The organism is Xenorhabdus entomophaga (genome assembly GCF_037996725.1).
Classification (GTDB): domain Bacteria; phylum Pseudomonadota; class Gammaproteobacteria; order Enterobacterales; family Enterobacteriaceae; genus Xenorhabdus; species Xenorhabdus khoisanae.
The window spans coordinates 1-12,780 of the sequence record NZ_JBBMXH010000114.1; the positions used below are offsets into that span (position 1 = coordinate 1).

The 12,780-nt window shown below is 40.6% G+C and carries 13 protein-coding genes and 1 pseudogene; 10 read left to right on the forward strand and 4 right to left on the reverse strand.

Annotated features, from left to right (window positions below):
- The 4 genes from AAC854_RS18760 to AAC854_RS18775 all read left to right on the forward strand — a co-directional run.
- Positions 1 to 216: hypothetical protein (locus tag AAC854_RS18760; RefSeq protein ID WP_340618442.1), on the forward strand; the 216-nt coding region annotated here is incomplete at its 5' end.
- Between the two features lie 82 nt (positions 217 to 298).
- Entirely contained in the window at positions 299 to 595 is a 297-nt protein-coding gene (gene tnpA / locus AAC854_RS18765) for an IS66 family insertion sequence element accessory protein TnpA (protein WP_053067865.1), read from the forward strand.
- On the forward strand, positions 592 to 792 hold the full coding sequence (gene tnpB / locus AAC854_RS18770; RefSeq protein ID WP_340618443.1) for an IS66 family insertion sequence element accessory protein TnpB: 201 nt from the start codon (positions 592 to 594) through the stop codon (positions 790 to 792). The genes tnpA and tnpB (AAC854_RS18770) overlap by 4 nt, the downstream gene beginning before the upstream one ends.
- A 73-nt stretch (positions 793 to 865) precedes the next feature.
- Positions 866 to 1,900, forward strand: a complete 1,035-nt coding sequence (locus AAC854_RS18775; protein ID WP_340618444.1) for an IS110 family RNA-guided transposase — start codon at positions 866 to 868, stop codon at positions 1,898 to 1,900.
- Positions 1,901 to 2,126: 226 nt separating this feature from the next.
- Here AAC854_RS18775 and AAC854_RS18780 read toward each other — a convergent pair whose 3' ends face one another.
- Both AAC854_RS18780 and AAC854_RS18785 read right to left on the reverse strand, forming a co-directional pair.
- Positions 2,127 to 2,288 carry a hypothetical protein gene (locus AAC854_RS18780; RefSeq protein WP_340618445.1) on the reverse strand — a complete coding sequence of 54 codons (162 nt, stop codon included), beginning with the start codon at positions 2,286 to 2,288 and terminating at the stop codon, positions 2,127 to 2,129.
- 44 nt (positions 2,289 to 2,332) lie between these two features.
- Entirely contained in the window at positions 2,333 to 2,647 is a 315-nt protein-coding gene (locus tag AAC854_RS18785) for a transposase (protein ID WP_340618446.1), read from the reverse strand.
- Between the two features lie 45 nt (positions 2,648 to 2,692).
- On the opposite strand from AAC854_RS18785, the gene tnpB (AAC854_RS24380) reads away from it, so the two are divergent.
- On the forward strand, positions 2,693 to 2,875 hold the full coding sequence (tnpB, locus tag AAC854_RS24380) for an IS66 family insertion sequence element accessory protein TnpB (protein WP_422824104.1): 183 nt from the start codon (positions 2,693 to 2,695) through the stop codon (positions 2,873 to 2,875).
- An 82-nt stretch (positions 2,876 to 2,957) separates the two neighbouring features.
- Positions 2,958 to 4,466, forward strand: a pseudogene (gene tnpC, locus AAC854_RS18790) (IS66 family transposase).
- A gap of 95 nt (positions 4,467 to 4,561) precedes the next feature.
- On the opposite strand, the gene AAC854_RS18795 reads toward tnpC, so the two are convergent.
- Both AAC854_RS18795 and AAC854_RS18800 read right to left on the reverse strand, forming a co-directional pair.
- On the reverse strand, positions 4,562 to 5,098 hold the full coding sequence (locus tag AAC854_RS18795; protein WP_340618447.1) for an IS630 family transposase: 537 nt from the start codon (positions 5,096 to 5,098) through the stop codon (positions 4,562 to 4,564).
- Between the two features lie 25 nt (positions 5,099 to 5,123).
- A complete protein-coding gene (locus AAC854_RS18800; protein ID WP_047964173.1) occupies positions 5,124 to 5,570 on the reverse strand; it encodes a helix-turn-helix domain-containing protein in 447 nt (148 codons plus the stop codon).
- Positions 5,571 to 6,063: 493 nt separating this feature from the next.
- On the opposite strand from AAC854_RS18800, the gene AAC854_RS18805 reads away from it, so the two are divergent.
- The 4 genes from AAC854_RS18805 to AAC854_RS18820 all read left to right on the forward strand — a co-directional run bounded on the left by AAC854_RS18805 (position 6,064) and on the right by AAC854_RS18820 (position 12,350).
- Positions 6,064 to 6,801, forward strand: a complete 738-nt coding sequence (locus AAC854_RS18805) for a maleate cis-trans isomerase family protein (protein ID WP_047961504.1) — start codon at positions 6,064 to 6,066, stop codon at positions 6,799 to 6,801.
- Positions 6,749 to 10,708: an amino acid adenylation domain-containing protein gene (locus AAC854_RS18810; RefSeq protein ID WP_340618448.1), complete on the forward strand. Its 3,960-nt coding sequence runs from the start codon at positions 6,749 to 6,751 to the stop codon at positions 10,706 to 10,708. Before AAC854_RS18805 ends, AAC854_RS18810 begins: the two co-directional genes overlap by 53 nt.
- Positions 10,709 to 10,826: 118 nt before the next feature.
- Positions 10,827 to 11,060 (forward strand): tautomerase family protein, encoded by a 234-nt coding sequence (locus tag AAC854_RS18815; RefSeq protein WP_047961505.1) that lies wholly within the window; start codon positions 10,827 to 10,829, stop codon positions 11,058 to 11,060.
- Positions 11,061 to 11,144: 84 nt separating this feature from the next.
- On the forward strand, positions 11,145 to 12,350 hold the full coding sequence (locus AAC854_RS18820; protein WP_047961506.1) for an MFS transporter: 1,206 nt from the start codon (positions 11,145 to 11,147) through the stop codon (positions 12,348 to 12,350).
- Positions 12,351 to 12,780 lie beyond the last annotated feature (430 nt).

Consider the following 12,780-nt stretch of genomic DNA (forward strand, 5'->3'; position numbering starts at 1 on the left):
TTTTACGGAGCTCCCCAAACGCCATCCCAACGATCCTCTGCACGATCTGCTCCCGTGGAACGTGAATATGGGCGACATCATGTAAATACACTGCTTAATTGGCCGCTTACACGACAAGAGCCGGATGACGGGAGACTGTCACGTCCGGTTCCGTGGAAGCGCAGGGGGGAAATTCCCTTGCGCGACCCGATAACCCCAGGCTCAGAAAGTGTGTAAGCGCCTAATTAACCCCACATATCCGATTAATTAATCTTTTGTCATAGTGTGTTTTCTTTTTTTATTCAGGAGACAAACCCCCATGACATTCACTGAAAAACAGCAACACTGGACTACCGTCATTGAGACTCAGAAACAGAGTGGGTTAACGGTGACGGCATTTTGCCAGCACCATACGATTAATCTGGCCACGTTTTACTACTGGGCAAAAAAACTTCGGCAACAGCACGCGCCTCAACGCCTGCATCCTGTTGTGATTGAGGAGCAGGTGAATACCGGGCAAACTGTCATACTCTGCCTGCCCAACGGACTTCGCGCGGAGTTGCCCGCCGGATTATCCCTTGTACAAATCCGCCACTGGATTGAGGCACTGCAATGATCCCAACCGGTAATATTTATCTGGTCTCCGGTCAGACCGACAGGCGAAAATCCATCGACGGGCTGGCGAGTGTGGTGGAGGCGCTGGGGCTGGATCCGCTCAGTGAGGCCGGGTTTATTTTTTGTAACCGCCATCGTGATAAGCTCAAGATCCTGTTCTGGGACACCAACGGCTTCTGGCTCTATGTAGTGATGTGATGGACGTCCCCTTTTTCAGCGGCAAACAGTGTCATCTTTCTTTCCGATGCACTGAATTTCGGGAGAACATCTCATGAATACGATCAAAGTCGTTGGCATTGACCTCGCCAAAAACATTTTTCAAGTCTGTGTCTGGATGGAAGATGGTTCAGTCACCTCGAACCGAAAAATCTCACGGCAAAAATTGCTTGATACTGTACGCACTTTTCCGCCAGGAACCCTCATTGCTATGGAAGCCTGTGCTACTTCTCACTATTGGGGCAGAACCCTTCAGGCGATGGGATTTGTCATCAGGCTTGTGCCGACCCAGCATGTCAAGGCTTTCAGTCATCATCAAAAAAATGATGCCAAGGATGCACTGGCTATCTGCGAAACGGCCTGCCGACCTGGTATCCATTTTGTTCCGGTCAAGACGGTAGAACAGCAAGATATTAAGGCACTGCGCAATGCCCGGCAACTCATCGTAGAACAACGTACTGCACTCGCCAACCAGATTCGGGCTTTCCTCGCTGAGCAGGGGGCGATTGTTCCCATTGGTATTCAGAAACTGCAACAGCACCTGCCTGAGATTCTGGAAGAGGAGAGCTATGACCTGTCCACAGTACTGCGACGTTTGCTCCATACTTTGGGGGAAGAGCTGCGAAGCCTGAACATTCGCATTCATGAAGTGGATGACGAAATAGCGGCACTTTCTCGTCAGCAAAGTGGTTATCACCATCTGCTCACGATCCCCGGCGTCGGTCCTCTTATTGCAGCCGCCTTCGTGAGTGACGTGAATGCATCCCAATTTGCCAATGGCCGACAACTTTCTGCCTGGTGTGGCTTGGTTCCCCGACAACACAGCTCAGGAGGAAAAAAACGGCTGTCTTCTCTGAGCAAAAATGGAAACCGTCATCTCCGAACGTTAATCATCCACGGTGCCCGTGCCGTGATGCGCTGTGTCCAAAAGCGTAATGATTGTCTGGGAGAATGGTTGAGACAACTGATTGCCCGATGTGGGTTCATGAAAGCCACGGTGGCCTTGGCCAACAAACTGATCCGGATTATCTGGCGTGTTCTGCGGGATGAGGTGGATTTTAATATGAAAAAGGCTTTTATCATCGATTAATTGAGTAACAAAAATATAGACGCATTATCGAGTTTGCAAACACTGATGAGAAAACGGATACCGTCCCTGTCATAGCCTGATATTGACCAAGGTAGTGATATACCGGTGTAGTGATAAGGAAACAGGGTGCGGATGACATCATGGCGCGGACAAATGAGTTCATTATGACGCCGGATATATGGTCGCAAACCGTATCAATTCATGCTTGCACAACCGGGGACGTCCATCACATCACTACATGGGTCAGCAAATGACTCAATGTCCGGCTGCCTATCGCCCCCCGACTTTGGTTATACAGTTCACGAACCCGGATGCGCAACTGCATACGTTCCGTGTCGACAGGCCGTTGTCGCCAGTCATAATAGGCACTGCGTGACACCTGAAGCATCTGACATAATTCCGTGATTGCCCATCGAGGGCTCAGCCGTGTGATCAACGCATAGCGCCACGACGCATCTCGCTCATCAGCACGGCTGCCTGCTTTAGGATTTCTTTTTCCATTTCCAGACGTTTCACCTGTTTTTCTAATGCCTGTATCTGGCGTTGTTCAGGCGTCAGTGCCTTGCCTACAGGCGTCATTCCCTGCATTTCGGCTCTGTATTGGCGAACCCATTTTCCCAGGGTGCTGGCATCAATCCCCAGTGAACGGGCGACCTTAACAACCCGCTGCTGATGGAGAACAACCTGTTGAACCGCTTCCAGCTTAAATTCAGCGGAATATTGATGTTTGGTGGGTTTCAATTTCATCGTCACACCTCATTGTCATGTTAATAACATTAGCAGGCTTTTGACGTGTCCGAGATCCTTATACCACTACACTACTACCGCCGGCTGGAAAAGGGCCGCTTTCAGTGGCCCGCGCCTGTGGCGGATGGCACCGTCCATATTACACGCCCGCAACTGAACTGGCTGTTGTCAGGCCTGGCATTAACCCATCCCCGGGCGCATCAGCCCTTACAGGGCTTGAAAATGTGATCGGTGACACGGATCGCTCATTAAGACTGGCGCGATCAGCTTTGACTGCCACACTCAGGTTTTTCTGCTGAGAACCTGAATGATGACTGACCTGCCGGATGATATTGACCAACTTAAAGCGCTCGTTTACCAGCTTCAGGCGATAAATCAGGCGCAGGCTGAGTCATTGGCGGAGCTGCGGACCCAAATTCAGCACCTGCTCGAACAGCTCAACCTCAGCAAATCAAAACGCTTTGGGAAACAGAGCGAAAAAGCCGCCAAAGGCACGTTCAACGAGGCTGAACAGCAGGATAGCCTGCCGAAACTAGCCCCGGCCCATCACAAAAAAGGCCGTCAGCCATTGCCCGCCGGACTGGAGCGGGAAATGCAGCGCCATACCCTGAATGCGCCGCACTGCGATTGTTGCGGCGAACCGCTGCATGCCTGTGGCACCGAAACGTCAGAAACCCTGAAAATTATTCCGCAGAAAGTCAGCGTCATTCGTCACGAACGCACCAAATACGCCTGCCGGCAGTGTGAAAAAACCGAACTCCGCAGCCACATTATCACGGCACCGACACCGCCCAGCCTGTTGCCCCGAACCATCGCCAGCCCGGAAACGCAGGCAGCGATTGTCACGGCTAAATATGTCGATGCCTTGCCGCTGTACCGGCAGGCCGATATTTTAGCGCGTTCCGGTATTGAGATTAGCCGCAGTACGCTGGCGAACTGGTGTGTGCAACTGGGCCGCAAAGTCCATGTGCTGGTCGAACAGATGCGGACTCACTTGCTCAATGAACACCTGATTTGTGCGGATGAAACGCCGGTTCAGGTGCTCCATGAAGCGGATCGCCCGGCGCAGAGCAAATCTTATATGTGGGTGTATCGCAGTGGCGAATTGGCCGCTCATCCGGCGGTGATTTTCGACTACCCGCCAAGCCGCAGCGGACGTTGTGTCGCCGATTTTTTAGGGAATTATGCGGGTTATCTGCTGACGGATGGCTATGCGGCTTATGATTCTCTGCCCGCGATCAAACACGCCGGGTGCATGGCGCATGCCCGCCGCAAATTTGTCGATGCCCAGAAAGTGCAGGCGGGTAAAAAAGCCGGGCGGGCAGAGCAGGCCTTGACATTTATCACCAAACTGTACGGCATTGAACGGGAGGCTCGATTACTCAGCCCCGACGAACGACGACGATTATGACAGGAAAAAGCCATCCCGATACTGGAAGCCTTCCATGACTGGCTGACTGAGGCCAGCCGGACGGCATTGCCGAAAAGTGCTATCGGCACGGCGATCACCTATACACTGAATCAATGGCCGAAACTGATTGTCTATCTGGAAAACGGGCATGTCAGCATTGATAACAATGTCACGGAGCGGGATATCCGTCCGTTCACCACGGGGCGTAAGAATTGGATTTTTTCCACCTCCGCAGCGGGCGCCTTTGCCAGTGCGAACTTATACAGCCTGGTGATGACCTGCCGGGCCAATGACATCAATCCGTATTTTTATTTCCGGCATATTTTTACGGAACTCCCCAAACGCCAATCCGATGATCCCCTGCACGATCTGTTGCCGTGGAGCGTGAACATCAGTGACATCATGTAAACTACACGGTTTAATTGAGCGCTTACGAAAGTGTTATCTTCAATTTCATAAGGACAGGCGGAAAATTGGGTTATCGTGTTATCGATTATAAGTCCTCAAGAGAAATTAACTGCAAATTGGCGACCATAACTTTCAAATAAAGTATTTAGCTCATGATCCATTGTATCCTGAGTCCAAGTGATAAAACGTCGCCAGTGATATTTAGCCTGTCTCCAGACGATTTCAATCAGATTCAGCTCTGGGCTGTAGGCGGGAAGGTAAAGTAAAAACAGGTTGTGTTCTCGTAACCAGCGACTTTTGATTTTTTCATCTATCCTATGATGGATACGCGCATTATCTAATACGACAAATGTCAGGCGATGATCCCCTTGCTTTGCAACCTGTTCTAAAAAATCAATGACATCAGTCCGCGTAACACTGTCTGACATTATCTGATAAAACAGGGTGTTATCGGTGTCATTTAGCGCCCCTAACACTGAACGTCTGACATGATTTTGCGGCTCTGTTTCATGGGGCTTACCCCGCGGACTCCATCCGTATTGCACCGGCGGAGAGGCGGTAAAACCCGCCTCATCAAGATAGACCAGCCGGTAATGACCCGACCGCGCGCCCGCCTTAATTTTATTCAGCAAGGCGGCTTTTTCAGCAAACTCCGCTTCATTGCATTTTTTTTAAAGACAGGCGGGCGCGTTTATAGGTTAACCCCTGTTTTTTCAGGGTATTCGCCAGCGTCTCAAGCGTACAGGGCAGCGGGCCATGCTTGTCCTCGACTTTCTGTGCGATTCGGGCTAACGTCAGAGATTCTGCACTGGCGGCTTCGACCGCGGTGGTAATCATGTCAGGGGTCATGGCGGGATATCGGCCTCCGACATGCCCACCTAATAATCCCGCTATCCCTGAATCGTGCCAGAAGTGAACCCAGTCATAGATAACTCTGAGACTGCATCCTATCTCAGCGGCTATCTGACGGGGTTTGATGCCTCTGGCAAGCATGAGCAAACCCGTTCCTCGCGTACGGATGTCTCGGTGTCTGTGATTCAGGGCAAGTTGTTGTAATGTAATACGTTCAGCTTCAGACAGTGTGATATTCGATTTCAATTTCATAAGAACAGGCGGTAAGTCATCGGATGACCGATTATAACATCAATGCAGATCATTTATCCGATCAACTTAACAATAATGCAGATAATTTATTTGATTAACTTAATACAATAAAACCTAATTTTTCAATGAAAACTTAGGCAGAATTAATATAATGAAATAATTGATATAATAATAATTAAATTTAGATACTAAAATTAATGTATTTATATGATTTTATTGTAAATTATATTAATTATTAACATAATGATTTAATATTATTTGAAACACTTACTAAAAATAATATATGATATTTTTTGCATTAAGATTTTCATAATAGTGAGACGCTAAGATTTCCTACACATCTTATACCTTAAGACTTGTGAGATAAGGTTATGCCCTACAGTGGTGAAATCTTATTCAGTAAACTTGTAGCAAGTGTAACTTAATGAAAATAAATGATTTACATTAGTGATTAATGTAATGAAATAAATTTCAACGAAGGAATATACCTATAATGAAAAATGAGTTTAGAGTAGGAATAGTAATACCATCAACAAATACGTCTGTACAACCGGAAATGGATGTATTACGTCCATATGGAGTAACCAATCATATTGGAAGAATGATTATTATCGATGACTCTCTTATTGAAAAAGAAGGGTTTAATAGTGTAATTATGAATATGAGACGATCGACTGAACCTGCTATTAAGAGTTTACAACATTGTAAACTTAATAGATTAATTATTGCTGTATCTCCAGATGCTTACTGGGATGGAATTGAATCTCATAAAACCATCAAAGAACACATGAAAGAAATTACTAATGGTACTGAAATCACTATGAGTGCCGATGCAATTGAGGAAGCTTTAAAACAATTAGGTGGAATAAAAAAAATAGGACTTATTTCTCCTTATTCTGAAATAGGAAATGAATCCGTCACTCGTTTTTTTTATGACAAAGGATATGAAGTAGTAAAAATAAAATCGCTGGGTGGTAAAAGCCCTTCAAAAATATCTGAGGTTTCACATTTAGATTTAATGGAAGCAGTTAAATATGTCAATGATGATAATGTGGAAGCAATCGTTCAAGTTGGTACTAATGTTCCTATGGCTAATATAGTTAATTCAGCCGAGCAATGGATAGGAAAACCTATAATCTCAAATAATATTGTTCTGTATTGGCATGCCTTGAGAATGAATGGAATTAAAAATAGATTTGGTAATTTCGGAACTTTATTTTCTTGCTATTAAAAAACCATATAAATATAAAAATCAAATTGGAGATAAAATGACTGATTACGAATTGAAAGTAGGGTCAAGATTGACCCTATCAGGGAACCCTATTCTTAATAATGTAGAAACACTATCAAATCTATTATTAGAAGTAAGTAAAGAAAGACTTCATGAAATAGCTATTTCTGACAATATAGCTCAGTATACATATGAAGAAACCATTCTTCACGCAAACGTTATCGCCACAGAATTGAGGAAAAATGGTGCCAGCTATAATGATTGTATAGGTCTTTTTATAGATTCATCTGCTGACTTAGCTATAGGAATGTGGGGGATTTTGTTCTCAGGCGCATCTTATTTACCTTTAGCAACAGACTATCCGCAAGATCGGTTAGAATACATGTTAAAAGATGCTAATGTCTCCATTGTCTTAACCAATAACACCACCATTAGTAAACTAGAGAAACTATTATTACCAGGTACTAAAATTGTAAATATCGATAAAATAAGTTATTCCTCTGCTACAGATACGAAAAAAATAACTACTGTATTATCAGAGCAAGCAGGTAGTGATATTGCTTACGTTATTTACACTTCAGGAACAACAGGTAAACCAAAAGGTGTAGCTATTTCTCATAAGGCTATAGTCAGTCAATTAAACTGGATTAAAAGTGAAGGCTATCTTGAAAAAGGATTAAGTATTATCCAAAAAACACCAGTGAGTTTTGATGCGGCACAATGGGAATTATTAGGTATATGCTGTGGAGCAAAAGTAGTTATGGGAACTCTTGGTATCTACCGTGATCCTGAAGGGCTGATCCAACAAATTATTCAACATAAAGTAACTACTCTTCAAGGAGTACCTACTTTGCTTCAAGCATTAATTGAGCTTCCACAATTTTCTGATTGTCACTCCATTATTAATATATTTAGTGGAGGTGAAGGACTTTCTAAGAAATTAGCCAAAAAAATACTTGAAACCATGCCAAAAGTTAACTTAGTTAATTTATATGGGCCTACAGAATGTACGATAAACTCAACTCATTATAAAATTGATAGTGAAAGTATTAAAGGAGAATGGGAAGTAGCTCCGATTGGTTTACCTGTCAATGGATTAGAATGCCATATTTTAGACCAAAATTTAGTAAGGTTACCCCAAGGTGAAATAGGGGAATTATACATAAGTGGTCATCAGCTAGCTAATGGTTATCTTTATAACCCAGAACAAACACAGGAAAAATTTCCTTTGATAGATCTTTATGGTAACGGTGATATAGTTAGATTATACCGTACAGGTGATCTAGTGAAAAAAGATATCAATGGTACTATCCATTTTGTTGGTAGAGTTGATAATCAAATAAAATTCAGAGGATATAGAATAGAACTTGATGAAATTAGATTAGCGATTGAAAATCACGATTGGGTTAGTTCTGCGGCTGTTTTTGTAAAAGAAAACTCCCATTCTGGACAGCCTTTGTTAGTAGGATGTATTGAACTTAATCCAAATGAAGCTCTTCTGATGGATCAAAACAATGCTGAATCACATCATCAAACAAAATCAACTAGGATACAAATTAAAGCCCAATTGTCTGGGAATGGTTTCAAAAATGATGATGAGTTGTCTGGTAAAGTATGCGTTAACCTCGAAGGTAGCAGTGAAACGAAAAAACAAAGAGATATTGTCTTTGCTCGTAAAACGTATAGATTCTTTAATGGTGGTAATACAACCTATGATGACATAAAACAATTATTAAAAATGAAACCATCTTCAAATATATCGAAAAAATTGGAAAAACTTGACACAAAAACATTTGGTGAAATATTAAGATATTTAGGTCAATTCAAGAGTGAGGAAAGGTTATTACCAAAATTTGGTTATGCATCTCCAGGTGCTTTGTATGCTACACAAGTGTATATTGAGATATGTAATATATGTGATATAACTTCAGGTTATTACTATTATCATCCATTGAAACATAAGTTATTTTTAATTTCTAAAATCACACCATCCAGTTATAATTCAAAATTGAAGTTACATTTCATTGGTAAAATGCCTGCCATCAGAAATGTATATAAAAATAATATTAAAGAAGTACTAGAAATGGAGTCTGGCCATATTATTGGAATGTTTGATTATATATTACCTGAATATGGATTTGGAATTGGAAAAGGTTATTATTCATCTTCAATTACTGAAACTCTGGATTTACCAGAAGAGCATGTATATTTAGGTTCTTATGAAATTGTACCATTCGCAGAACAAATAGAGGATGTTGATGTTGATGTTTATATTCAATCTCATCAAGGAAAAATTAATAACCTTAAAGATGGTACTTATTTTTATAAAAAAGGTGAATTGGAGAAAATTTCTAATTTCGTAGTAGAAAAGAGACATGTTATTGCAATAAATCAACAAGTTTATCAAAGATCAAGTGGTGGGATTACATTCGTTAGTAATTCTCTAGATACATGGAGAAATTATATAGATTTAGGAAGAAGTCTACAAAGATTACAAATGAATAGGATTGGGATTGGTACCATGTCTTCAGGTTACAGCTCAAAATCCGGAAATGATCTTGCTTCAGCTATAAGAATTAATGCTATTATTTCTAATAGCAATAGAAAATCAGGCCCAAGTTACTTTTGTCTTTTTGGTAAGATAAGCGAAGAACAAAGCTTCCATATAGGAATGGCTGAAGATGCTGTTCACATGAAAGGACCAGCTGAGTTAATTAGGGAGGATTTATTAAACACTCTACCTGATTATATGGTTCCAAGTAAAATTTTTATTGTAAATAAAATGCCACATAGTGCATCTGGTAAAGTTAATATTGAAGCTTTGAAACGTTCAGAAGAGTTTAATTTTGAGAATGTAGAACGGAAAATAATTCCACCAAAAACGACACTTGAAAGAAATATTTTAAAAATATGGACGAATATCTTGGGATTAGAGGAAATATCTATTGAAGATGATTTTTTTGCGATAGGGGGTAACTCTATACAAGCAGTATCTATTGCTAAGAAAATAAACAATGTGTTTTCTGTATCTCTTCCTGTTCAAGTAATTTTTGAATCCCCTACAATTGAAAAATTAGCAGTAACAGTTGGTCATGGTGCGGTTGCTACTCCAAATAATAGAGCCATCCAGCTTTCAAATAATGGAAAAGGGACAAATGTTTTCTGTTGGCCCGGACTTGGTGGCTATCCTATGAATCTTCGCATGCTTGCTGAATCAATAGTAAGTAACGGAAATTTTTATGGGATTCAGTCTATTGGTATTAATGTTGGTGAAATTGCATTTGAAAGTATTGAATCTATGGCTAAGGAAGATATTCGTTTGATTAAAACGATTCAACCAACAGGACCATATAATTTATGTGGGTATTCATTTGGTTCGCGAGTAGCCTATGAAGTTGCTTACCAGCTTAGCCAAATGGGTGAAGTTGTTAATCATGTGACTTTACTTGCTCCTGGATCACCAAAATTGAATTATGAAGAGCCAATTAGCAAGGATGAAAATATATTATTTTCTAACCCCGCTTTTTTGACAATTTTGTTATCTGTATTTTCTCATGAAATTAATGAAAATCTTAGTAAGGAATGCATAAAAAATGTAAAAAATAAAACTAATTTTATTGATTTTATAAAGTTAAATTTCTCTGAAATAGACGATTCATTAATTAACTCAATTATTGATGTAGTATCTGTTACCTATTCACCTGAATATGTTATCTCTCTTGACGAAAGAAAAGTATTTTTCCCTATAAAAGTCATCAGAGCAAAAGGTGACAGCAAATCATTTATTGAAGGAGGTGAAAAAATAGGATTAGATATATCCTATTACGATATAAATAGTGGGCATTATACTGTTCTTAAACAAAATGGTATAGACGAAATAATGAAATTAAATATATTATTGAATTAATGTAGTTAATTATTATAATAAGGATGGGTCGAGTTCTCTCTCTCATCCTTTATCAGTAAATTCATTCTATCTTAGTAGAATGTTAATTTCACATTTAATGATTCATAGGAAAGTTATTATGCCGCATGTTGTTATTAGTTGTTTTAACTCTGATTTGGATTATAAGAAAATAGATAATATTCAAAATAAAATTTCTAAAATTTTAAATGAAGAATTAGGGTGTAATATTAGCGCCGTGTCTATTGATATAAAAATGATCAAACCTGAAAACTGGAAGGATGAAGTTTATAATCCAATAATTCTTCCAAGAATTAATTCTCTTATAAAAAAACCGGAATATAAATATGATTGATAACCTTAAGTTTTATAGAAAAATATAATTTAATTATCTTGATTAAACAAGGTGGTTTTATGATTTTATTATTAGGATGCTTTCATGAGTAGTTCAAAAAAATATTCAATTTCTTTCTTATTATTAGCAATTTTACTTTTATCACTGAATCTCCGTCCAGCTATCGCTGTTATTGGTCCATTGGTTCAGTCAATCAGTCAATTTGCTCAAATTCAATCAGTGGGTATCAGCTTATTAACTACAATTCCAGTGCTAATGATGGGGTTTGGAGCAATTTATGCTCAATCTATTCGCAACATTCTAGGGGAACGTGGTGGTATTGCTATAGGAGGAATAATAATAACCTTATCTTGTTTTATTCGCCTGTGGTCGGAAAATCATTTTGGTTTATTTATTAGTACAGTGTTAGTAGGATTAGGGATTGCGATAATTCAGGCGCTGTTACCAGGTTTTATCAAGAGGAATTTTGGCACGGCGACTAGTAGTGTAATTGCTATCTATTCTACGGGGATTGTTGTAGGTGCTGCTATTGGATCTGGTTCTGCTTCATGGCTAGAAGATCAGATAGGCTGGTTGTTCACTCTGGCTAGTTGGTCATTACCGGCCATTGTTGCAACAGTATTTTGGTTGCTAGCTTCACAAAACAGCTTGTACGAAAAGCCTAGCAGAGAACAAACAACCAAGAACAGAGTACCATTTTGGCGCATTAAACGTTGCTGGTCATTATTATTATTTTTTGGTATCGGAACTGGAGCTTTCATGTTAGTTATGGCGTGGATTTCTCCATTCTATATTGGGTTGGGATTGACTAAAGGTACAGCAGGATTACTTTTGTCGGTGCTAACTATAGTTGAATCATTAACAGCCCTGTTGTTATCTATTATTATTAGTCGTTTTCCTGACAGACGCAGCTTGCTGATAGTATCATTGATTTTGGTTGCAATGGGTTTTCTAATGTTAATAATTGCTCCATTATCTGCTCCATATTTTGCTGTATCTTTGTTAGGAGTTGGTATTGGAATTCTATTCCCATTATCTATTATTGTTGCAATGGATCATTTAAAAGATCCAACTATGGCTGGAAATTTTACAGCATTTGTCCAAGGAGGTGGTTTTGTTATTGCTAGCTTAGTACCGTTAACGGCTGGGAGCCTTCGTGATATTTTTGGAGATTTGACGTATATCTGGATGTTAATGATATTAGCTAGTTTATTGATGTTGTTTCTGGTTGTCCGTTTTTCTCCAACCAGTTACAATGCCTTTCAACAAAAACTAAAAGAGTTAAGTTAGCTAACCCAGCTTCTGTTTTAAGCCGTCACTGAAAAATTTTCTTCTGAGTAGAAAACCTTCAGTGATGGCTTCTTCCATTCGGTAATTGGGGTTTCGGGAGCAATGGAACAGTAAATGTAAGGACTTGCAATCGAAAACAGCCGAACTCGCATTTATCCGGTTTTTCGGCTCACATTAATTGCAAATGAAAATCACCGCAGACTCACGTTAACTGCGAATGAGCTTGCAATTATCTTTTCCGGCTTGCAATCCATTTCATCCGGCTCACGATAACTGAAAATGAAAAATGTCGTATTTTACAGCTTCGCTTTCACTGGGCCGTAAGCGGCCAATTAAGCAGTGTATTTACATGATGTCGCCCATATTCACGTTCCACGGGAGCAGATCGTGCAGAGGATCGTTGGGATGGCGTTTGGGGAGCTCCGTAAAA

Bases quoted from the DNA above. Each gene is read 5' to 3' on its own strand.
- AAC854_RS18785 (WP_340618446.1), bottom strand. From the start codon at position 2,647: ATGAAATTGAAACCCACCAAACATCAATATTCCGCTGAATTTAAGCTG.
- AAC854_RS18810 (WP_340618448.1), top strand. From the start codon at position 6,749: ATGGAATTAAAAATAGATTTGGTAATTTCGGAACTTTATTTTCTTGCT.
- AAC854_RS18775 (WP_340618444.1), top strand. From the start codon at position 866: ATGAATACGATCAAAGTCGTTGGCATTGACCTCGCCAAAAACATTTTT.
- tnpB (WP_340618443.1), top strand. From the start codon at position 592: ATGATCCCAACCGGTAATATTTATCTGGTCTCCGGTCAGACCGACAGG.
- AAC854_RS18815 (WP_047961505.1), top strand. From the start codon at position 10,827: ATGCCGCATGTTGTTATTAGTTGTTTTAACTCTGATTTGGATTATAAG.
- AAC854_RS18800 (WP_047964173.1), bottom strand. From the start codon at position 5,570: ATGAAATTGAAATCGAATATCACACTGTCTGAAGCTGAACGTATTACA.
- tnpA (WP_053067865.1), top strand. From the start codon at position 299: ATGACATTCACTGAAAAACAGCAACACTGGACTACCGTCATTGAGACT.
- AAC854_RS18780 (WP_340618445.1), bottom strand. From the start codon at position 2,288: ATGCTTCAGGTGTCACGCAGTGCCTATTATGACTGGCGACAACGGCCT.
- AAC854_RS18820 (WP_047961506.1), top strand. From the start codon at position 11,145: ATGAGTAGTTCAAAAAAATATTCAATTTCTTTCTTATTATTAGCAATT.
- AAC854_RS18805 (WP_047961504.1), top strand. From the start codon at position 6,064: ATGAAAAATGAGTTTAGAGTAGGAATAGTAATACCATCAACAAATACG.